This window comes from Leifsonia poae, assembly GCF_050632195.1.
In the GTDB taxonomy this organism is placed as follows: Bacteria; Actinomycetota; Actinomycetes; order Actinomycetales; family Microbacteriaceae; genus Leifsonia; species Leifsonia poae_C.
In genome coordinates this window covers 1947572-1968279 of sequence record NZ_CP192580.1, presented here as the reverse complement: position 1 = coordinate 1968279, position 20708 = coordinate 1947572, and the positions used below count along the sequence as shown (strand labels likewise).

The 20708-nt window shown below is 67.4% G+C and carries 16 protein-coding genes, 1 tRNA gene and 2 pseudogenes; 5 read left to right on the top strand and 14 right to left on the bottom strand.

The window, feature by feature from the left end:
* Positions 1-66: 66 nt before the first annotated feature.
* The 9 genes and pseudogenes from ACQ86A_RS09995 to ACQ86A_RS09955 form a co-directional block, all read right to left on the bottom strand.
* Complete coding sequence (locus ACQ86A_RS09995) at positions 67-1035, bottom strand: AAA family ATPase (protein ID WP_431280352.1); 969 nt, start codon at positions 1033-1035, stop codon at positions 67-69.
* 13 nt (positions 1036-1048) lie between these two features.
* Positions 1049-2782 carry a fibronectin type III domain-containing protein gene (locus ACQ86A_RS09990; protein ID WP_431280351.1) on the bottom strand — a complete coding sequence of 578 codons (1734 nt, stop codon included), beginning with the start codon at positions 2780-2782 and terminating at the stop codon, positions 1049-1051.
* Complete coding sequence (locus ACQ86A_RS09985) at positions 2713-6330, bottom strand: Ig-like domain-containing protein (RefSeq protein ID WP_431280350.1); 3618 nt, start codon at positions 6328-6330, stop codon at positions 2713-2715. The genes ACQ86A_RS09990 and ACQ86A_RS09985 overlap by 70 nt, the downstream gene beginning before the upstream one ends.
* Positions 6331-6421: 91 nt before the next feature.
* A complete protein-coding gene (locus ACQ86A_RS09980) occupies positions 6422-7168 on the bottom strand; it encodes a hypothetical protein (protein WP_431280349.1) in 747 nt (248 codons plus the stop codon).
* A complete protein-coding gene (locus tag ACQ86A_RS09975) occupies positions 7165-7638 on the bottom strand; it encodes a hypothetical protein (RefSeq protein WP_431280348.1) in 474 nt (157 codons plus the stop codon). The genes ACQ86A_RS09980 and ACQ86A_RS09975 overlap by 4 nt, the downstream gene beginning before the upstream one ends.
* Positions 7589-8803: a serine/threonine-protein kinase gene (locus ACQ86A_RS09970; protein WP_431280347.1), complete on the bottom strand. Its 1215-nt coding sequence runs from the start codon at positions 8801-8803 to the stop codon at positions 7589-7591. The genes ACQ86A_RS09975 and ACQ86A_RS09970 overlap by 50 nt, the downstream gene beginning before the upstream one ends.
* On the bottom strand, positions 8800-9954 hold the full coding sequence (locus ACQ86A_RS09965) for an FHA domain-containing protein (protein ID WP_431280346.1): 1155 nt from the start codon (positions 9952-9954) through the stop codon (positions 8800-8802). Before ACQ86A_RS09965 ends, ACQ86A_RS09970 begins: the two co-directional genes overlap by 4 nt.
* An 11-nt stretch (positions 9955-9965) precedes the next feature.
* Positions 9966-10778, bottom strand: coding sequence for a PP2C family protein-serine/threonine phosphatase (locus tag ACQ86A_RS09960; RefSeq protein WP_431280345.1), 813 nt, complete (start codon positions 10776-10778; stop codon positions 9966-9968).
* A pseudogene (locus tag ACQ86A_RS09955) lies at positions 10778-11825 on the bottom strand (TerC family protein). Before ACQ86A_RS09955 ends, ACQ86A_RS09960 begins: the two are co-directional and overlap by 1 nt.
* A 310-nt stretch (positions 11826-12135) precedes the next feature.
* On the opposite strand from ACQ86A_RS09955, the gene ACQ86A_RS09950 reads away from it, so the two are divergent.
* Genes ACQ86A_RS09950 through ACQ86A_RS09940 form a run of 3 tightly spaced genes read left to right on the top strand, consistent with a single transcriptional unit; the run spans position 12136 to position 13373 of the window.
* Positions 12136-12345 carry a KTSC domain-containing protein gene (locus tag ACQ86A_RS09950; protein WP_431280344.1) on the top strand — a complete coding sequence of 70 codons (210 nt, stop codon included), beginning with the start codon at positions 12136-12138 and terminating at the stop codon, positions 12343-12345.
* A 15-nt stretch (positions 12346-12360) separates the two neighbouring features.
* On the top strand, positions 12361-12867 hold the full coding sequence (locus ACQ86A_RS09945) for a hypothetical protein (RefSeq protein ID WP_431280343.1): 507 nt from the start codon (positions 12361-12363) through the stop codon (positions 12865-12867).
* Between the two features lie 14 nt (positions 12868-12881).
* Positions 12882-13373: a hypothetical protein gene (locus ACQ86A_RS09940; RefSeq protein WP_431280342.1), complete on the top strand. Its 492-nt coding sequence runs from the start codon at positions 12882-12884 to the stop codon at positions 13371-13373.
* A gap of 114 nt (positions 13374-13487) precedes the next feature.
* Here the strand turns inward: ACQ86A_RS09940 and ACQ86A_RS09935 are convergent, their stop codons facing one another.
* The 3 genes from ACQ86A_RS09935 to ACQ86A_RS09925 form a co-directional block, all read right to left on the bottom strand.
* Positions 13488-14144 (bottom strand): histidine phosphatase family protein, encoded by a 657-nt coding sequence (locus ACQ86A_RS09935; RefSeq protein WP_431280341.1) that lies wholly within the window; start codon positions 14142-14144, stop codon positions 13488-13490.
* 92 nt (positions 14145-14236) lie between these two features.
* Positions 14237-14309 (bottom strand) — tRNA-Glu (locus ACQ86A_RS09930).
* A gap of 95 nt (positions 14310-14404) precedes the next feature.
* Positions 14405-15313: a diacylglycerol kinase family protein gene (locus tag ACQ86A_RS09925; RefSeq protein ID WP_431280340.1), complete on the bottom strand. Its 909-nt coding sequence runs from the start codon at positions 15311-15313 to the stop codon at positions 14405-14407.
* A gap of 109 nt (positions 15314-15422) precedes the next feature.
* Here ACQ86A_RS09925 and ACQ86A_RS09920 point away from each other — a divergent pair, with 109 nt between their 5' ends.
* On the top strand, positions 15423-16061 hold the full coding sequence (locus ACQ86A_RS09920) for an MBL fold metallo-hydrolase (RefSeq protein ID WP_431280339.1): 639 nt from the start codon (positions 15423-15425) through the stop codon (positions 16059-16061).
* A gap of 3 nt (positions 16062-16064) precedes the next feature.
* Positions 16065-17440 (top strand): annotated as a pseudogene (locus ACQ86A_RS09915) (cryptochrome/photolyase family protein).
* Here ACQ86A_RS09915 and ACQ86A_RS09910 read toward each other — a convergent pair.
* Both ACQ86A_RS09910 and ACQ86A_RS09905 read right to left on the bottom strand, forming a co-directional pair.
* Complete coding sequence (locus tag ACQ86A_RS09910; RefSeq protein ID WP_431280338.1) at positions 17437-17700, bottom strand: hypothetical protein; 264 nt, start codon at positions 17698-17700, stop codon at positions 17437-17439. The pseudogene ACQ86A_RS09915 and the gene ACQ86A_RS09910 overlap by 4 nt on opposite strands.
* Complete coding sequence (locus tag ACQ86A_RS09905; RefSeq protein ID WP_431280337.1) at positions 17697-20594, bottom strand: helix-turn-helix transcriptional regulator; 2898 nt, start codon at positions 20592-20594, stop codon at positions 17697-17699. The genes ACQ86A_RS09910 and ACQ86A_RS09905 overlap by 4 nt, the downstream gene beginning before the upstream one ends.
* Positions 20595-20708 lie beyond the last annotated feature (114 nt).

The window sequence follows — 20708 nt, the reverse complement described above, 5'->3', positions numbered from 1 at the left end:
TGCGTGGTCACTGGGTCCGAGTCTCGCTGGGTGTCGGTCGGGTGGCTTCGGTCGGGTGGGCGCGCCTCAGGCGGCCCGGTATGCGGGCGGCGTCGCCTCGGCGATGGCGCGGCCGACGATGTCCTCGGCCTTGACCCCGGCGAACTCCGCCTCGGGATCGACCATCACGCGGTGCGCGAGGACGGGAATCGCGAGCTCCCGGATGTCGTCCGGCGTCACGAATGTGCGTCCCGACGAGATCGCCCAGGTCTTCGCCGCCCGGGCGAGCGCAAGTGCACCGCGGATGCTGACGCCAAGCGCCGAGTCCTTGTCGGCGCGGGTGGCGCTGACGATCTCGCTGAGGTATCCCATCACGGATGCGTCGGTGTGCACGTCAGAGGCGAGCTGCGACAGCGTGACGACCGACTCGGCCGCGATGATCGGATGCACCGCCGCAGCACGCGACCGGTTCGACGCGTCGAGCAGGAGGTCGACGGTCGTGGCGTGGTCGGGATAGCCGAGCGAGGTCTTGATCAGGAAGCGGTCGAGCTGCGCCTCGGGAAGCGAGTACGTTCCCGCTTGCTCGACCGGGTTCTGGGTGGCGATCACGATGAACGGCGCACCGACCGGGTGACCGACTCCGTCGACCGTCACGACGCCCTCCTCCATCACCTCGAGGAGCGCGGACTGGGTCTTCGGGCTGGCACGGTTGATCTCGTCCGCGAGCACGACCGAGGCGAAGATCGGCCCGGGGTGGAACTCGAACCGCCCGTTGCTCTGGTCGTAGATCGTCACGCCTGTCACATCCGACGGAAGAAGGTCGGGGGTGAACTGGATGCGCGACTGCGTGCCCTCGATGGTGTTCGCGAGCGCCTTGGCGAGCACCGTCTTACCGGTGCCGGGCACATCCTCGAGCAGCACGTGGCCGTTCGACAGCATCGCCGTGATCACGAGACGGATGCTGTGCTCCTTGCCGAGGATCGCCTTGTCGACGTTCCCGACCAGCTGGGTGAAGGCTCCGGCGAACCAGTCCGCCTGTTCCTGAGTTACTGCCACGGGGTTCCCATCTCTATTTGGACCAGTCCTGCACACTGCTCTGCACGCCACCGGCGGTGACGTACGCGCCGGGGTATCCGCACCACGGGTGCACACCGTCCGGCGCTCCGCGGTAGTGGACGCTGCCGCTGCCGTTCGTCGTCAGCGATCGCGTCGACAGTGGTCCACCGTTGCAGTACATCGTCAGCGTGTACGTGGTGTTCGGATCGAAGTGGCTCATCGTCACGTCGAAGGTGTAGCTGTGCGCGTATCCCGGCTCCAGATCGCCCTTCGAGAGGTCGATCGACGGGGAAGGCGGCGGCTTCGTATCGACCTTGAATGTGCTGGAGGTGCCAACGCCTCCGTATGCTCCACTGCCATTGTTCTTCGCGCGGACCTCAAGTTTGTACGATCCAGCGCCCTGGTTGTTGGCCTTCGCGCTCGTACCGCTCGTCGCCGCCCAGCTGCCCGAGTTGAGGCGGTACTCGTAGGTGACGGGCCCGCCACCGGTTCCCGACGGATTCGCGAGCGCGTTCCAACTCAGCGTCAGGTCGGAGGGTGCGTACTGGCCGCCGGAGATCTTTGCTCCCGAGACGGCCTGCGGGGTGCCGTATGGGGTCACGGCTGGAGACGATGCCGCTGAAGCGGGACCCCATCCGTCGGCGTTGTGTGCGCGGACCGTGAAGGTGTACGACTGACCGTTGGTCAGACCGTTGATGGTCAGGGGGCCATCGGATGCCGTCGTGACCGACTTCGATCCGGTCTTCACCTCGTACTGATCGATCGGCTTACCGTTGTTCGCCGGTGCGACGATGGTGACCGTAGCCTGCCCGTCGGATGCCTTCGGGTTCTGCGGTGCGACCGGCTTCGCCGGCACGTCGTGGATCGTGACTCGGAACTGTCCGATCGCGGCTGCCGTGCGCTTCGGATCCTTGGTCGCATCCTCGACGTGATAGACCACGTTCACCGCGCCGATCGAGGCTCCCGATGCCGCACTTACGCTGATCGACGACCCGGTGAAGGTCACCGTGACGCCCGCCGGAGCACTGTCCGCCTTCGCATCCGTGATCGTCAGAGGATTGCCCGGGAACGGGTTCACCCATTGAGAGTCGCTCGCTGCACCGTTGATGGTCGCCGTCTGCGTTCGCTGCACCTCCGCGGTTTGCGGCGGGTTCTTCTGCGTCGCGACCGGTCGGTTCGAGCTGACCACCTGGACGTTCACGGTCCCTTGGATCGTGTGGGTCCCCGAACTGATCGTCACCGGGATCACGGCCGTCTCGCCCGCCTGGGCGCCGAGCGGCGCGCTCAACGAGAGGGTCGACCCGCTCAGCGACGACTGGATGCTCGGGTTCGGCGACGTGCCGCCGCTGTACGTCAGACGGCTCAGGATGGCCGGGTTCGGGTGAAAACTCGACGCGCGCAGATCGACGGCCACGGCCGCTTCGCCCGGTTCGATCTTCTCGGTCGGCGGAGTGAAGGTCGGAGGAACGTCGGACTGATCGGGACTGCCGACGGTCAGCGGCAGCACGAGTGTCGTCACGCGGTCCTTCGTCTGGCCGGCCTCGCGCCCGTCGTTCACCTTGAAGGTGATCGCGGCGGGGCCACGGTAGTCCTTGGCCGCAGTGAATGTGAGGGTCTGCCCGTCGGCGAACGCGCTCTTTCCGTCGCTGTTGGTCGCGCTCACTCCGTCTGCGCCGGTCAGCTTGACCGCTCTGCCCGACGGGACGTCGAGGATATCGGACAGCTTCCAGCTCTTCGACCCGCCCATCTCCACGATCTGCTGCGGCAGCGTCGGCTTGATCTGCGGCGGCGCCGTGGCGTCGCCCTTCGGGGAACCACGATGAACGCCTGCCCGCTCAACCCGGTCACGGTATCCGTCACGGTATAGGCGATCGCCAACCGCTGGTTTCCCGGATGCACGGTGATCTTGCCGTGCTGGCCCACCTCTGCCACGGCGGCGTTCGCTCCGTCGACGGCGAGCTTCAGGTCGTCGACGAGCCCGGAGGGGTTCGTCGCGCCGTCTATGGCGTCGACCGGAACGCTCGACTTGGCAGCGACCTCGTCGGGTTCGAGCAGGTGGTCGGCCGCGGTGGGAGGCTGCTCCTTCGCGTTAGGCGTCACGAGAACCTGAATGAACGCGCTCGCGACCCCGCCCTGACCGTTCGTGATCTGGTAGCGCACGACGTATGCACCCTCGGTCTTGGGCGCCGTGACCAGGACGACCTTGCCGTGCACGGCCGCCTTGAGCCCCGCATCCACGGCCAGGAGCTTCTTCTGCACCGCGATCGTGTACCCGTTGGGATCGGAGTCGTTGTCGAGCACAGGCACCGACACGGTGCGGCCCGGCTTCACTTGCACCGGGTCGTTTGCGGCGATCGGCGGCCGCACGGTCTCGGGACGAGGGATCACGCCAAGAGTGACCGTGCCCGTCGCCGTTTTGCCATAGGTGTCCTTCACTTGGTACGTGAAGGTATCCGTTCCTGCGGAGCCGGGGTACGCCTCGTAGGTGAAGGATGTGCTGGTCGAGTCGGAGATCCTGCCGAGCGTCGGCTGCGATCCGAGGCCCGCGAGGGTCACGGAGTCGCCGTCGGGGTCGATGCCGTCGAGCGGGACGTCGACGGGAACCGACGAGCCGGCGAACGCGCGGATGGTCAACGGCTGCGGCTCCGGCGGGTGGTTCGCACCCTTGTCCGGACCGATCACGAGGAAGCTGACGGTCGCCTGCGCCCTCTGACCGAACTTGTCCGTGATCCCGTAGACCACGCTGTACTGGCCCGGCGTCTTCGGCGCCTGGTAGCGCACGAGTTTGCCGCTCACGAAGGCGGTCGCTCCGGGGCCCGCGGTCGTGTCATCGCGCAACCGCGCGTCGAGCGTGAACGGCTCGTTGTCGGGAGACGTGTCGTTGTCCATCACCGGGACACTCGTGATGTCGCCCGCGCGTACCGTCACGGCGTCATCGACGGCGATCGGCGGCTGATGGTTCACGAGGGGAGGCACCGGCACCACCGTGATTCCTGCTTCGGCTTCGTCGACGCCGTCGGACACCGTGTACTCGAGCTGCACCTGCTCGGTGAGCACGGTGGGGGCGGTGATCTTGACGACCGCATTGTCGAGCACCTCGACGTTGAGATCTTCCGCGCCCTTGCCCGCTGACACCGAGCGCACGACGAGCACCTTGCCTGACGGCGACACATCGTTGTCGAGGACGCTCACCGATGTCGGCTCGCCGGGGCGCACGTATGCGGTATCGGTGACCGCCACCGGTGGAGCCTCCGTCGCTCCGTTCGCTGCGATGTTCACCCGGATGAGGCCGGTGGTCGACTTCGGACCGGCGCCGAGCGTGTATGTGGCGTAGTACTCCCCCGGCGCGTTCGTGCGGACCGTGACCGTGCCCTTGCCCGCATCCGTCGCCACCTGGGCGCCGCCCGGACCGTCGAGGCTGGCCCCGACCAGCGTCAGCGGCTCCCCCGACGGCGACTGATCGTTGTCGAGCGGCCGCACGACCACCGGGGTCCCGGCGAACCCCGAGGCGAAATCGGGTACGGCGACAGGATCGAGCGTGCCCGCAGCCTTCACCGTGACGAGCAGGCTTCCGGTCGTGCTCTTCTTGCCGTCGGATACGGTGACCTTCACCTCTTTCGACCCGGTCTGCCCCGTTTTGCTCGTGAAGGTGACCTCGCCGTCGGGCTTGAACTGCACATCGTCTTCGGTCGTCGCCGCCGCACCGACGAGGGAGAGATCGTCGCCGTCCGGGTCGATCCAATCGTTCAGAACGTCGTATCGCGCCGATTGGCCGACCTCGGTCTGAGCGTTGCTGGTTCGTGTCGAGGCGGGAGCCGTGTTCTGGTCGGGTTGACGCAGCGTCGCGTCGACCTGGGCCGAGGATGTGCCGCCCCGGCCGTCGCTGATCGAGTACCGGAACGAGATTGTGCCGCTCAGGTCGGCCTTCGGCGTGAACTGGACCGCGCGCCCGCCCTCGACGAGATCGAGCGTGCCCTGGCTCGCCGGGAGGCTCGACACCTCCGTGATGGTGAGGACGTCCCCATCCGGATCGGTGTCGTTCGTCAGCACGGGCAGCACCGTCGACCGGCCGGGGCGCACCCCGTATGAATCGTTGATGGCCGTGGGCGGCCGATTGACCTTGGAGCGTTGAGCGAGCGTGTCGGCGAACGACTGGAGCACCGGCTTCTCTTCGCCGGTGTCGCCCTGCACGGTCGTCTCGTTCGGCTTCAGCTGCGCCCAGTTCTGCACCAGCCGCATCGTCGACGAGACGACCCAGGCATTGCCGTCGCGCAGATTGTTCAGAGCGACGACGCCGTGGTTGACGCGGAACTCGAGGTCATCGCCCTTCACCGGCTGGTCGATGTCCACGCCGCTGGCCTTCTTGCCGTCGCAGACATAGAGGTACCGAGCCGAGCCCGACCACGCTCCGTACGAGCATCCGTTGAGACGGACCGGCGCCGACACCGCTGACGAGCCGCCGGTCGAGGTCGCGCCGGCAGGATGAGCGACCACCGCGCCACCGCCCAGCGGCACACTGAGCAGCGAGGAAGCGGTCGCCACGAGTACCGACGGATCCGCGGCACCGGACTGCTGGATCCGGAGCCCCTTCGCCGGAAGGGCGACCGTGCCGCCATCGCGCTTGATCACCCGGTTGGCCTTCGCGTCGAACACGACCGGCTCGTCCCCCACCGTCGTCAGCTGCGCGTTCGCGGGAGCCGGGAACGAGGTCTTCGTGGCTGTCGCGCCCGGGTGATCGACGCTGAAGAGAGCCTTCGAAGCCGGTGCCACCACGAATGTCTTGCCCGACTTCGAGACGGCCAGTGCCGCATTCGAACCGACTTTCGCCGTCGGCTTGGTCTTCGACTTGTCGAAATCCACGCGGTTAGAAGCATCGAGCACCCACAGCTGCCCGGCCGGAGACAGCACCGACAGCGTGTTGGCGCCGTAAGCGACCTGTGACTTCTCGGGGATCTGGATGCGGTCGGTCAGGGAGACGAATGCGGGATCGATCCTGTCGACCGTCCCATGCTTCGTGTCGGTGAGGTAGTAGGCGTTGCCGTCCTGCAGCACGTCGAGGTCGGCACTGGCTCCGGTGACGGATGCGTCGAGCTCGTTGATCTGATGGTTGAGGCGGCCACCGAGCAGCTTCTCGCCGTTCGTGACCCACACATCCCGAGAGTCGAGATCGACCGCGTTCACGGGGAAGCCCTTGTGCAGGACGGCGATCGTGAGGGGCACGCCGGCGACCACTGCAAGAGCCGTCAGGGAGGCAAGCGTCTTACGCTTGCGTACCCATGCCGAGAACGATCCCACTACGCGTTATCCCCCACTCGAAACGTCCATACGCTAACACGGCACCTCTACCGGGGCGGAATGGGGAGGTCTCCCCATGCCCCTCACCAGCTCAGTCTGTTCGGGACGAATTCTCGGCATCGGACCCGGGTGCAGCGTCGGCTGAGGCGGCCCCAGCAGCATCGAGCAGCGGCAGGTCGTCGAGGCCGACGAGATGGGTCGTGACGGCGTATTCGACGAGTCGCGCGCGCCGGTTGGTGGCGAGCTTCCCACGACCCCCACGGAGTCCGGCGACCCCCAGCTTGTCGAGCTTGTCGCAGACGTTGTCCAGCTTGCGGTTGAAGGTGGTCATGCTCCAGCCCAAGCGCTCGGCGGCCTCGGCCGACGTCGGGATCGTGCCTCGGCCGGGTACGGCCTGGGTCAACACGCCTTCCGACAACGCGACGATCAGCTGACGCTGGCTGGTCGTGAGGGTGACCGGGAGGATCGTCGTCGAGCCGCCGGAGTCGTTGACCGTCACCGAGGTGTTGAAGTAGTCGTCCTCGCTCGAGATCGTGAAGTCGTACGTGGTGGCGCCCGCACTGAACATCACGTGCATCGTCTGGAACACGATCGGCAGTTTCGCCCCGGGCGCGAGCCAGGCCTGCACGGTTCCGGTCGAGTCGCTGACCGTCGCTGTCAGCAGGGTTCCCACGTTCGAGAGCCACCACATCCCGAAATCGCTCGAGATCGAGAGGAAGCGTCGATGCAGGTAGGGATTATCGTCGATGCTCAGGTCGGACTCGCGTCCGATCCCGAACTCCTCCGGACCCGCCACGGTGTAGAGCTCGCCGCAGTAGTCGATCGTCAGTGGCTTCATTGCGAGCACGCCTCCAGCGCCGTCGACGTGCGACCGGAGCGGACCGTGACCACATCGATGCAGGCGCCGACGCCCGGAGTGAGGCCGGGGACATCGACTCGGGATGCGTCGGTCGGCTGAGGTCCTTCGGTCGTTCCCTCACGCTTCCACAGGTAGGAGTCGCCCTTCTTCGGATCGGCCGTCTTCCAGACGAACGTCGCGACCGTTCCGTCGGCACTGCGCGTCGCCGAGACCAGCGTGGGCTCCGGGATGACGGAGACGGCGACGGTCGAGTCCTGCTCCGAACCTGGCCGATCGCTCGGAGCGGCACTGGGAGCGAGCATCGGCGCGAGCACAGCCGCGAGGATTCCGCCGACGACCACCACACCGGCGGCCACAGCGACCACCGGGATCAGCCAGCGCGGGCGCGGGCGGCGTGCGTCATTCTGAACGACCTCGGGTGTATCGGAGCCGGTCTCGACCGCGGTCACGGCACGGGGTCGCACGATCGTGCTCTCCGCGGGCTCGGACGACGGCGCAGCTTCGGGGTCGATCGACGGAACGGATCCCCGGATGCGCGTGGGTTCGACCTCCACAGGCTGCTGAGCGCTCCGCTCCCCGCTCGCGCGCCGGTGGCGGCGTACCGATCCCCTGCGCGTCGATGGTCGCGACCGACCGCACCCGGGTCTCGTCCTCCGACGGGGTCACGGGCCGCTCGTCGAGCACGCGAAGGTTCGGAACGTCGATGCCCGTCGGCGCGAATCCCAGTTCCAACTCCACGCGCTGGAGTGCCCGGGCGAAGTCGACGGCTGTCGCGAATCGGTCGTCGCGCCGAACCGCCATGCCCTTCTGAAGCACGGCCGTGAGCGAGCGCGGGATGTCGTCCCGGCCGATCGGCGTGATGATGCCGCGCTCGATCCGCCCGATCAGGTCGAGCGTCCCGTTGGAGCGGCCAGGAACCTCGAACGGTGTACGGCCGGCGAGAAGGGTGTGGATGGTCGCGGCGAGCGAGAAGACATCGCTGCGCACATCCGGCTCGGGATCGTCTTCGAACATCTCGGACGGCGACCACGGCACGCTCAGGCCGATCGAACGGCTGCCGCTCGTCCCCGTGTCGCCAGCGTCGCGGCGCAGCTCGCTGAGCGAAGTGGTGTGCACGGGAAGCTCTTCGAGTGTCGAGGCGATGCCGAAGTCGGTGAGCGCCGGCCAGCCGAAATCTGTGGTCAGGACGTTCGCCGGCTTGATGTCCCGGTGCAGGATGCCGACGCCATGCGCCGTGGCGACTGCACTCGACAGACGCACCCCGGTGCGCAGTGCGTCTTCGACCGTGAACCTCTCCCGCTTGAACCGATCGCCGAGCGACGGCCCCGAGCAGTACTCCATCACCAGGTACGGGCGATCGTCGGCCGAAACGTCCGCCTGGTAGATCGTGACGATATAGGGATGCGCGGAGAGCTGCGCCATGACGTTCGCCTCGGCGACGAAACGGGCACGCGCTGCGGCGTCCACGCTGTCGGTAAGGAGCACCTTCACCGCGACGCTGCGCTTCGGCAGCTGCTGCTCGTAGAGGAACACGTCGGCGAAGCCACCGGAACCGAGCAGCCGTACGAACTTGTATCCCGGGAGCTCGGGCGGGGTGGAGGCGAGCCGCCTCATGCGTCCTGCCCGACGGTCAGCGTCACGCCGCTGCCCAGGTCGACGACGGTTCCGGTGATGACGGTCGTCGGCTCGCCCTGGCGCAGCTTCTGCGGCGCCTTTCCGGGGAGCACGACGATCGTGCCGTTCCGCGAGTGCAGATCGGTGACGACGACGCTGTCTCCCTCGACGGCGATCGACGCATGGCTGCGGGAGATGTCCTGCTCTTCGCTCGTGACCGTGATGGGCCGCGGAACCGGGCCACGAGACGTCGTGGAGGCGACCGGCGCACGGCCGACCACGATCGGAGGCTGGAGATACTCGCGGCGACCGTCGAAGAGGTCGACGTAAAAGCGCGCCTCGGACTCGGCCGCCGCTTCCACGGCCGGACGGTCGCGGTCGCGCAACCCATCGAGGCTCCCGCTGAAAACGGTCATTCCGTCGTGGTCGCCCTCGCGTTCCGACGCCGCGGGGATCGAGTCGGTCACGAATCCCGGGATGTCGATGCGCTGCGACTCTTCTGGCACTTCGTCGGGCCTCACGGCGGCATCCTCGACGCTGCGCATCATGGTCGCGCCGAAGAGGTGGTCGTACCCGGTCGCCTCGGCTGGAGCAGAGATCGTCACCTCCGCGACGGGCGCGCTTCCGGCGGCCTCCGCTTCGAGGGCGACAGGTTCGGTGATGGGCGCCTGTGCCGGATTCGAGAGTTTCGGCGAGTGATCTGCCGCATCGGTGTCGCGTCCGGCGACAGCAGGCCAGGACACGGCCGCACCCCAGACGATGCCGGCGCCCAGCGGGAGCGGCGGCAGCAGCGCATCCTGACCGCTCGCAGCGAGGGTGACGGCGCTCACCCCGGCGACCTGCTGCTCCGACCAGGTCGAGACCCCCGCCGCGTCGATTGCTCTTTCGGTCCCTCCCACCACGACCGTCGCGCTGGCGCTGCCGCGCACGGCGATCAACGCCTGTCCGGCGACCACATCCGCCAAGGCGAAGGCAGGCGTGCGGGCGAATCCGTCTGCGGCGAGCGCTTCGAGGGTCTCGGCGAATCCGGTGGCGAGTGCGGCGCGGTAGCCGTGCAGCCGGTCACCGGATGCGGCTTCGACGAGGAGGGCACGCTCTCCGGCGACGGCGACCGCCCATCCCCCTGCAGTCGTCTGCTGAACCTCGAACACGACGGTCGAACCTACCCTCTTGGTCTGGTGTCTTCGAGCGACCGGCTCTCGCCCACCCTGTCCCGGGTGTCGGCCGAGGCCGTGTCGGCTTCCCCGGTCACCGATTCAATCACGAGCACCGTGACATTGTCGCGTCCGCCCGACGCGATCGCCGCATCCACGAGGGCGTCCGCGCGGTCGGTCACGATCGGATCGGCGAGGATGCTCGCGATCTGCGCGTCGTCGACCTCCCTGGTGAGTCCGTCTGAGCAGATCAGGAACGTCTGGTGGCCGTCCACCGGCAGGAGCAGTGCGTCGGTGTCGACGAAGTCCTCCGCACCCAGGGCCCGCGTGATGACGTTGCGCTCAGGATGCACGGCCGCCTGCTCGACCGTGATCAGCCCCGCATCCAGCAGCTCCTGCACGGCGGAATGGTCGCTCGTCAGCTGCTCGAGGACGCGGCCGTCCCAGCTGTACACGCGCGAATCCCCCACGTTGACGACCATCCACTGCTCGCCACCGCCGTTCGCTTCCCGCACGCGGACGACTCCCGTCAGGGTTGTGCCGGCTACCGCCACTCCCGACTCGTCGGCTCCGGAGAGGGCGCGCACGGCGGTGTTTGCCTCGTCGATGGCCGCGATAACCGCGTCGGGAGTCGGGACCGAACCGGCGGGCAGCACCCTGCCCAAGGTTTCGACGGCGGTCGTGCTGGCCGCGTCGCCGCGAGCATGGCCACCCATGCCATCTGCGACGGCGAAGACCGGATCGGCCGCGATCATGCTGTCCTCGTTGACGTGACGCACGGCCCCTACATCGCTGCGCACGCTCACGTCGACTGAGGTCATTACCCGGCATCCTCCCGTGTGGTCTTGGCCGCGTCTTCGTCCGCGTCGTCGCCGTGGATGGCGTCGGCGACGGAGGTGCCGCTGAGCTTCAACTTCACCAGACTCGCAATCGTAGCGACTGCCATCGACAGGATGATCACCGCGAGCGATGTCCAGGTGCTGATGTCGGGCGCCCACTCGATCGGTTTGCCGCCATTGATGAACGGCAACTCGTTCTCGTGCATCGCGTGGAAGACCAGCTTGACGCCGATGAATCCGAGGATGAAGGCGATGCCGTACTTGAGGTACTCGAGTTTGTCGAGCAGGTGACCGAGCAGGAAGTAGAGCTGCCGCAGGCCATCAGCGCGAACACGTTGGCCGCGAAGACGATGAACGGGCTCTGGGTGATGCCGAAGATCGCCGGGATGGAGTCGAGCGCGAAGAGCAGGTCGGTCGTGCCCAGCGCGAGGAACACGATGAGGAGGGGGTGAACATTCGGTTGCCGTCGACGAGCGTCCGCAGCTTGAAGCCCTCGTACTGGTTCGAGACCTTCAGACGCTTGCGCAGGAAGCGCACCATCCCGTTCTCGCCGTCGTCGCTGTCGTCGTGCTTGCTGAGGGCCTGGTGGATGGCCGTGTAGAGCAGGAAGGCGCCGAAGATGTAGAAGATCCAGCTGAAGCTCGCGATCAGCTGCGCGCCGAGCAGGATGAAGATTCCCCGAAGCACGAGGGCGATGATGATGCCCACCATCAGCACTTCCTGCTGGTACTTCCTTGGCACGGCGAACCGGCCCATGATGATCACGAAGACGAACAGGTTGTCGATGCTCAGGCTGTACTCCGTGAGCCAGCCGGCGAGGAACTGCCCCGCGTGCTCCGCATCCCCGATCAACAGCATCAGCAGCGCGAAGATCAGCGCGAGCGCGACATAGAACGACACCCACAGTGTCGATTCTTTGGGGCTCGGGATGTGCGGCCGCTTGAACACGATCAGCAGGTCGAACGCCAGGATCAGCAGGAGGACGACGAACGATCCGATTTCGAACCACGCGGGAAGAGCAAGTTCCACAGGGATTACCTTTCGAAGGGTGCCAGAAATGAGGCCGAAAGTCTCTCCCGCACCTCTGAGTTCAGGTGCCGCCGTGCCCGGGATCGAAGATATCGATCCGTGATGACGTTCACGGCGCCGGCCCACTGTGGGCCGTCCGGGATACTCCCCTTCGCTTCGACCATGCTACCGGAGCATCCTGTTCGCCGCGCACCAGGATGCGTGGTCAATGCGGCCGGTCTCCACCTGTCGGACGCTCGGTCTACTGTGGCCGCATGAGCGACGACGCGCGGGCGCAGACCGTCAAAGCAGACCTCAACGGGCACCGAGCGTGAAGAGGCAGCGGCTTGAGAGCAGCGTGCTCGCTGCGGCGGGCTACGACGCCGAGCGCCGCATCCTGGAGCTGGAGTTCGTTGACGGGGATGTCTACCGGTACTGGGTCGTACCTTCGCGGGTGTGGCGCGAGCTCCTCGACGCCGAGAGCCGCGGGCGCTACTTCGCGGAGAGCATCCGGGACCGCTTCCCCACCGAGAAACTGTGACGGAAAGTGCGCGCGGTGCCCAGAACTGGGCCGATCGTGCTCGATTCGGCCGCCGATATTCTTGCCACGCGGAACGGGTTCGACGCGCGCCGCGGATGGCATGGGGGACGGATGCAGGAGCTCGGATTCGACGAGTTCACCAAGGCGTGGGCGACTTACTGGGGACGCCGCGCGATCGGTGTGGTGATCCCCAACCCCATCGCCGACACTATTGCCTCTGATCCGCACGGATTCCGCAAGTTCTACGACAGCTGGCGCGCGTCCTTGGCTGCGTATCCCGCGACGGCGTCTCTTCGGCTCATGGGGTCGCCGGCGCTGACACCCGGCCTCATCGACGTCAACGAGCGCTGGCCCGAAGCAGATGTGCCACGTCCCGCGTCGTTCGGTGCGTATGCCACGGGAACCTCGACGGGCCTCCCCAGTCCGAACGTGCCGGCGACCACACCCTGCCCGTCGACGCGAAGAGCGAGGGCGCTCGCGCAGGACGCGCGCTGCAGCGAGCCACCTGGGGAACCCCGCTGAGTTCGCTCGCACTGTTGACCGCCTTCTGGATACCCGTGCTCGCGATCGTCTCGGCGCTCGGATCACTGGTAATGACGATCCCGGCGAGTCGACTCTTTTACGCGAAGAAGATTCCTCTGCGCAAGCATTGGCGCCTCTTCGCCGTCCAAGTGGCCGCCGGTGCCGCCGTCGCGCTCGCGATCCTCGTTCTCGTCCACCCGTTCGGCTCCGCTGATCGCACATCGAAAGTCGAGACCGCCATGTCCCACTCCACCGGCAATCACGCAATGAATCGGGTGATCGACCGTCTTCGGGCGCACTGGCCGTCTGCGGAGATCCAGGTCACGCTGGTTCCCACCGATCCGAATCAGCTCGCATCCGTGCGGGTGCGCGTCGCCGACCACGTCTTCATTGAGGCGGATCATCCCGGCGCCCAATGGGCGGTCACGGTCTTCGCGGATCGAAGCGGCGAGGCCGCCCCGTCGAACCCGGGCATCCGTACACGATCGGTCTCGACGTCGGGGTGAGTCCCGAAGAACTCGCCGACCGCTTCTACGAGGAGGTCTACTTCTGGTGGGTTAATCTGCACCCGGGCCAGCAACCGGCACCGGAACAACTGCCCGCCTGACCGCCCCGCACGCTCAGGACTCCGAGGGCACCAAGGGTAGTTCGAGCCCGTAATTCCACGCCAGGATGGCCGGCTGCTCGCGGTAGAAGCTCAATACGGAGACCGATCCCGCATCCAGGGTTATCTGTGCCGCGAATCGAGGAGCCATTCGCAGGTACACGGCCGTCAGGATGCGCAAGAAGTGGCCGTGCGCCACCAGCGCAACATCCCCTTCCACCATTGCAGGCAGTACTCGCGTGAGCACCCGCGACGCGCGTGCAGCGACCTCCTCGACCGTCTCACCCGGTGTCTCCCCACGAATAACGCCGTGGGTGAAAGCGCTCCAGTTGTAGCCGAGCTCGCCGCGAATCTCGCGGGTCGTTAGTCCTTCGTATCCGCCGTAGTCCCACTCGACGAGGAGGGGGTCGACCTCGGCGTGAAGGCCCGCGAGTTCAGCAGTCCGTCGCGCGCGCTGCAGCGGCGAGGTCAAGACGAGCGAAAACTTGTAGCCACCCAGCAACTTGCCGGCACCGCGGGCAAGATCCTCCCCTCGCGGGGTGAGCGGAATGTCCGTGAGCCCTGTGTGCTTGCCGCTCTTCGACCACTCCGTCTCGCCGTGACGAAGGAGAATCAGCTTGCCGGACGGGTTGTCCGGCGCGGGGTGTTCGGGCAGCGGATCGTTGGTGAGCACGCCCCAACAGTAGCGCGGAGCGACTTGCGCACTCGGCGACGACGCAAAGAAAAAGCCCGGACACCAGTGAATGACTGGTATCCGGGCGATTGTGACCCCAGCGGGATTTGAACCCGCGTTACCGCCGTGAGAGGGCGACGTCCTAGGCCGCTAAACGATGGGGCCGTTTTGCAACTCAATGAGTATGCCACAGACCCGGCACCGGTTCCAAAACGGGGCGACCCTCCGGGCGTGGCGGGCGAACCTGGGGCCGCGCCCGTTCAGACGAGCACGCGGAGCGCGCCGGGAACGACGGTGATCTCGACGGGTAGAGGTCCGATGCGCTCGCCGTCGGCATAGGCGATCACCCCGGATGCGTTCAGGGTGACCGAACGAACGCGCTGAAACGAGACAACCGGAAGCTCGGTGTGGGTACCAGAGAAGACCTTCGGGAACACGCGAAGAAAGGCGAAACGGGACATCGGCGCGACGACGAAGAGGTCGAGCATCCCGTCTTCGAGGTCGGCGTGCGGCACGATCCTCATCCCACCGCCCAGGGAACGGTTATTGGCGACCGAGATCAGCAGCGCCTTCCTTGCCGCGGGAACGCCGTCGGCCACGACCTCGTACTGGATCGGATTGAGCGTGGCGAGCTCGCGCAGGAGCGCGAAGATGTAGCGGCTCCTTCCGCGCGGACGGGTCATGAGGTTGGCGCGCTCGTTGACGGTGGCGTCGAACCCGGCGGAGAGCACCGAGGCGAACCAGGTGGTCAGCTCGCCGTGGCGCACGGTGGCGGCATCGATCACCCGCGGCGGTCGCTGCAGAGCGTCGAGAAGTCTCGCGATGGCCGCCTCGGCGTCGTCGATCGGGATGCCCAGGCCGTCGGCGAGGTCATTCCCCGTTCCGCTGGGCACGATGCCGAGCGGAACCTCGGTCTGCGCCACGATGTTGACGCCCAGGTTGGCCATGCCGTCGCCGCCGACCACGACCAGCGCATCCGCCCCCGCTTCGACCGCGCGGATCGTCTCCCGCCTGAGCAGTTCGATGTTGGCCTCGCCGACGTCGACCACTGTGTGCCCCGCATCCCGCAACCGGCGGATGGCCAGAGGGCCGACGTCGGCACGGTGCCCGAACGACGCCATCGGGTTGACGGCGACGACGACGGTGAGGGGGAACCGGCCATGGTTCACGATTATGTCCGACTCCCGCGCCCCGCCACGACGGATGCCTCCGACACGCGGGCGCGCGCGCCGGTTCGGTCATGTTGCAGTCCACCGGGATTGGGTATTTCCTGGAGCCATGAGACTGACGAAGTTCGAACACGCCGCCCTGCTCCTCGAAGACTCCGGAAAGAAGCTGTTCCTCGACCCCGGCTCGTTCACGTCGCCCCTCACCGACACCGCGAACACCGCGGCCGTGGTCATCACACACGAACACGCCGACCACTGGACGCCCGAGCAGCTGAAGCGGGTGCTCGATCTCAACCCGGGTGTGCCGATCTACGCTCCCGAGGGCGTCGCCGCCGCCGCTACCGACTTCGACATCACGGTGGTCCACGCCGGCGACAGCGTCGAGGCCGGACCCTTCACGCTGACGTTCTTCGGGGGAAAGCACGCCGTCATCCACTCCAGCATTCCCGTGGTCGACAACCTGGGCGTGCTCATCAACGACGAGCTCTATTACGCCGGCGACTCGTTCACGATTCCGGAGGGCGTCGAGATCGACGTGCTCGCGGTTCCGGCCGGTGCGCCATGGCTCAAGATCGCCGAGTCGATCGATTACGTGCTCGCGGTGAAGCCGAAGCGCAGCTTCCCGACCCACGAGATGGTCCTCGCGCGAGCGGGCAAGGACATGTCGAACGGTCGGATCAAATGGGCGACCGAACAGGGCGGCGGCGAGTTCTTCGCGCTCGAACCCGGCGACTCGCTCGATCTCTGAGCCGTGGCTTCGGGCGCACGGCCCGCGATCGTCTGGTTTCGGGACGATCTGCGAACGGCCGACAACCCCGCGCTCGTCGCGGCGGTGGAGACGGGACTGCCGCTGGTCTGCGTTTACGTCTGGGACGAAGAGTCCCAGGGGCTCAGACCGGCTGGCGGTGCCTCGCGCTGGTGGTTGCACAACAGCCTGAGCAGCCTGGCCGGCGAACTCGAGCGGCTCGGCTCGCGTCTGATGATCAGGCGCGGACCGGCCGCGGAGGTCATCGGCGAACTGATCGCCGAGACCGATGCCGCAGCAATCTTCTGGAACCGTCGCTACGGGCAGGCCGAGCGCACGGTCGACGAAGGAATCAAGACCGCGGCACGTGCGCGAGGACTCGAGGCGTCGAGTTTCGGGTCGAACCTGCTTTTCGAGCCGTGGACGATCCGCACCGGGTCGGGCACGTCATTCTCGGTCTACACCCCGTTCTGGCGGGCTTGTCTCGCGGCTCCGGCTCCGCGCAAGCCGATGGATGCGCCGCGCGAGCTCGCGGGCGGGCCGCGCATCCCGAGCCTCGACCTCGACGATCTCGGCCTGCTGCCGACGCATCCCGATTGGGCGGGCGGGTTGCGGGAGACGTGGTCCCCGGCGAGGACTCCGCACACGCCAGGCTGGCGGAGTTCTTAGACGCCGACGTCGCCGATTACGAACGCGACCGCGACACCCCCGGTGTCGCCGCGACCTCGCGGCTCTCGCCCCACCTCCGCTGGGGCGAGCTCAGCCCGCATCAGGTGTGGCACGCAACGTCCGATGCACGCTCACGCGACTCCTCGAGCGCCCGGGGCGCGTCGACCTTCCTCTCGGAGCTGGGCTGGCGAGAGTTCGCGTATCACACGCTCTACCAGCGTCCGCAGATGGCTACCGTGAACATCCGGAGCGAGTACGACGCGTTTCCCTGGCCGCGGCTCCACCCGAGCGCTCTGCAGGCATGGCAGCGGGGGCGCACGGGTATTCCTTTGGTCGACGCAGGGATGCGCGAGCTCTGGCACACGGGAACGATGCACAACCGCGTTCGGATGGTCGTCGCATCCTTTCTCACCAAGAACCTGCTGATCGACTGGCGCCAAGGCGAACGCTGGTTCTGGGACACCCTCGTCGACGCGGACCCGGCGAGCAACCCGTTCAACTGGCAATGGGTGGCCGGAAGCGGCGCGGACGCAGCCCCGTACTTCAGGGTCTTCAACCCCGAACTGCAGCGCGAGAAATTCGACGCGCACGGAGACTATGTGCGGCGCTGGGTGCCCGAGTGGCAGACGGACGCGTATCCGGAGCCGATCGTGGATCTCGGCGAGACGCGGAAGGCGGCGCTCGCCGCCTACGACCTCGTCAGAAAGGGCTAGCGCGCGTGGTCGGCCAGGATCTGGTCGACGTCGATCTGTTTCAGCAGGGCCGACCAGTCGATGTCGCGCGCGACCTCGGCGATGTCCTCGTCGGCGAGCACACGACCGCTGCGCTCGACGGTGATGCCGACGGGGACCATCCTGTTCAACTGCGCGAGGATGGCGTCGTCGACGGCCTCCGTGTCGAAGTCGGCTCCCACGCCTGCGTAGTAGTCGGCGGAGAGGGTGTACGACACGATTCCGGTCTCGATTCGGCTCATGCCGGAAGTGTAGCCCCGGGATGCGACGCCGCGTCGAGGGGGTCGGCTGCCTGGCTGGGCTGTCGCGGATGACCGGCCGCCCAGGCCGCGATCTCCGCTCGACGTGCGGCGCCGAGCTTGGCGAGGATGTGCTCGATGTGCGACCCGACCGTCTTGGGCGCGATGGAGAGGGATGAGGCGATCTGACGGTTCGTCGATCCGGTGGCCACCAGCCGAGCCACCTCGACCTCCCGTGCGGTGAGGGGAAAGGTGCCGTCGTCGCGCGGCACTCCCCTGCCGGCCCGAGCGGCCTGCTCGACGAGCGCGACCGCGCCGGCCTTCTGCGCCCGCTCGGTGGCATCGGTGAGAAGCTCTGCCGCCGTTGCCGGACTCTTCGACCGGATCGCGCAGACCGCCCGGTCGATCAGGGCTTCCGTTCCTTCCCACCAGCGGCCGTTCGCCTCCCAGCGCGCCGACGCGGATTCGAGCAGGATGCGCGCCTGACCCGGCCGACCGGCCGCGACCTCGAGCAGTCCCTCCGCGTGGTCGATAGCCGCGAGCGTCGCCGGGATCCCGCGGCGCAGCAGTAGGCGCGCGCACTTGTCGATCCAGACGCGAGCGGCCTGCGCTGGAACGGTGTCTGCTGAGCCGCCCGCGAGGATCGCGCGCGTGCCGGTGACCACGAACGGGAACAGGTACGCAGCATCCGTGACGCGTTCCGAGGCCTCGAAGCCGGCTTCGCAGAGTTCGACCGCGTCGGCGAACCGCCCCTCGCGGAGCGCGAGCTCGGCGAGCCCCCAGAGGGCCGGCGAGAGGCGCTGCAGTTCGCGCATCCCTTCGCCGATCTCGCGCGCCTCGGTCAGGATCGTCCTGGCGCCCTCGTAGTCGGCGCGGCCGAGCGCCAGGTAGCCGAGCACGTGAAGTGCGGTGACCCTGGTCGTGATCGCGCAGCGGCCGTCGGCGAGGGCGCGCGAGGCGTGGGCCGTCGCGCCCTCCCAATCACCCGTGGCCCAGCGCACATGACCGAGGTGGGCCGTGAGGTAGTGGGCGTCGTTCCAGCGCTCAACGGACCGTGTGTACCGGATGCCGTCGGTCAGCCACCGCTCGGCACGCGCGTACTCGACCAGCACGGACGCGCTGCTGCCGAGCATCCGGTAACCCCGTGCCGCCGCGGCTTCGAGACCGGCATCGACGGATCGCTCGATGGTCGACTCAAGGAGCGCCCAACCGTCGTCGAGACGCCCGGCGAAGACGTACACCGAGCCGATCGTGGCGTCGATGCCGACCCGCGATTCGAGGTCGTCCGCCGCGATCAGGGCCGAGGCACGGTCGCCGTAGCGTTCGGAATCCTCCAGCCTTCGGTCGAGCATGGTCGCTGCGGCGAGGGATGCGAGGAGTTGGGTTCTCGCATGCCTGGTCTCGTCCTCCGGCAGGTTGTCGAGGCCGGCCAGGGCGTCGTCGAGGTCCCGCATCCTGGCTTCGAGGTCTGCGCCGAGTAGGTGTCGCACAGCGACCAACGCGGGGACGAGTTCGGCGGCCGCGACGTCGTCTCCCTCGGCGCGGAGCAGGTCGATCGCCTGCAGGTACTCGGTCTCGGCTGCCTCGTTGTCGTCGACCGCGACCAACTCGGCAGCGAGCCGGCGGTGCAGGGATGCTCGCTCGGCACTGTCTGTGGCGGCCGGAATCGTGCGCTCGGCACGTTCGAACAACTCGGCCGCCTCACGATGTGCCGAGACGCGCGACGCGCGGTCGGCCGCCGCGAGCGCGCGGCCGTAGGCCTCGTCGAAGAGCCCGGCGCGCTCGAAGTGGTCGGAGACCCAGGCCGCCGGGAACCGCGCGGCATCGGTGGCCCGCGCGACGGCAGCATGCAGGGAGCGGCGGTGCGCTGTACCGGTCTCCTCGTAGACAGCGTCGCGGATCAGCGCGTGCCGGAAATCGAACCGGTCATCGGAGCGTCGAACGACGAAATGCTCGGTGATCAACTCGTTGAGCATCATCTCGACCTCGACGTCACTGTCTCCGGTGATCTGGGCGAGCAACGGCGCGTCGAAGCTGCGGCCGATGACCGACGCCGCGGACAACGTCTCGCGAGTGCGCGGACGGAGCCGCCAGGTGCGCTCGATCACGGCCTCGGCGATGGTATCCGGAACCTGATCGAAGCCACCGGCGACAAGTTCCTCGATGTGCAGCGGGATGCCGTCGCTCGCCACGAAGAGCTTGTCCCGTTCGTCTTCCGCCGGCTCGCGACCGAGGATCGAGGCGAGCATCCTGGCGGTGCCGTCGAGGTCGAGCCGGGACAGCCGCACCTCCTCGGCGCGGCGCTGAGCGAGCAACCGGGTGCGCCACAGCTGGAACTCGGTCTGCGGGAACAGCTCCTCGGTGCGATAGGTCATCAGCACCATGCTCGATGACCCGCGGAGCGCTCCCGCGACCCGTTCGAGCACTTCGAGGCTCAGTTCGTCGGCCCAGTGGATGTCCTCGAGCCGCAGGAGGGTCGGGGTCGCCAGCACGTCCTCTACGGCAGCGGTCAGCTCGGCGACCATCAAGCGACGACGGCGAAGAGGATCACCGGTCATCCCGTCGTCGAGAACGAGTGAACGGATGCGCTCCGCCAGCGCGGACTCCCCCACCTTGCGCACCTCGACGGCCAGCCCGAGCAGCAGCACACCGGGCGTCGCCCGGTCGCTTGGAAAGGCGCTGACCTCGAGCGTTCGGGGCGCGGCGATCCGCGCCACCATCTCATCGAGGAGGCGCGACTTGCCGATTCCTGCTTCGCCCGCGAGGACGAGCATCTGCCCCGAGCCTTCGGCGGTCTCGGCCCATCGACGTTCCGCGAGCGCGAGGAGATCCTCGCGGCCCACGAACTCGGGACAGACACGGGCGCGACCACCAGGCGTCGAGTACGCCGCGATCATGCGCTCAGTCTAGGAGCGCACGGCTCAGTACGACAGGCTCTGCGCGCATCCCCAGGCCAAGATCGGTCAGACGACCGATGCCCGGCGTGAGCTCGAAGACGAGGGTGTCAGACA

Excerpts from the sequence above, each read along its gene's own strand:
- ACQ86A_RS09990 (WP_431280351.1), bottom strand. The coding sequence starts at position 2,782 with ATGGGCGGGTCGAAGAGCTGGAAGCTGTCCGATATCCTCGACGTCCCG.
- ACQ86A_RS09980 (WP_431280349.1), bottom strand. The coding sequence starts at position 7,168 with ATGAAGCCACTGACGATCGACTACTGCGGCGAGCTCTACACCGTGGCG.
- ACQ86A_RS09970 (WP_431280347.1), bottom strand. The coding sequence starts at position 8,803 with ATGAGGCGGCTCGCCTCCACCCCGCCCGAGCTCCCGGGATACAAGTTC.
- ACQ86A_RS09960 (WP_431280345.1), bottom strand. The coding sequence starts at position 10,778 with ATGACCTCAGTCGACGTGAGCGTGCGCAGCGATGTAGGGGCCGTGCGT.
- ACQ86A_RS09920 (WP_431280339.1), top strand. The coding sequence starts at position 15,423 with ATGAGACTGACGAAGTTCGAACACGCCGCCCTGCTCCTCGAAGACTCC.
- ACQ86A_RS09910 (WP_431280338.1), bottom strand. The coding sequence starts at position 17,700 with ATGAGCCGAATCGAGACCGGAATCGTGTCGTACACCCTCTCCGCCGAC.
- ACQ86A_RS09905 (WP_431280337.1), bottom strand. The coding sequence starts at position 20,594 with ATGATCGCGGCGTACTCGACGCCTGGTGGTCGCGCCCGTGTCTGTCCC.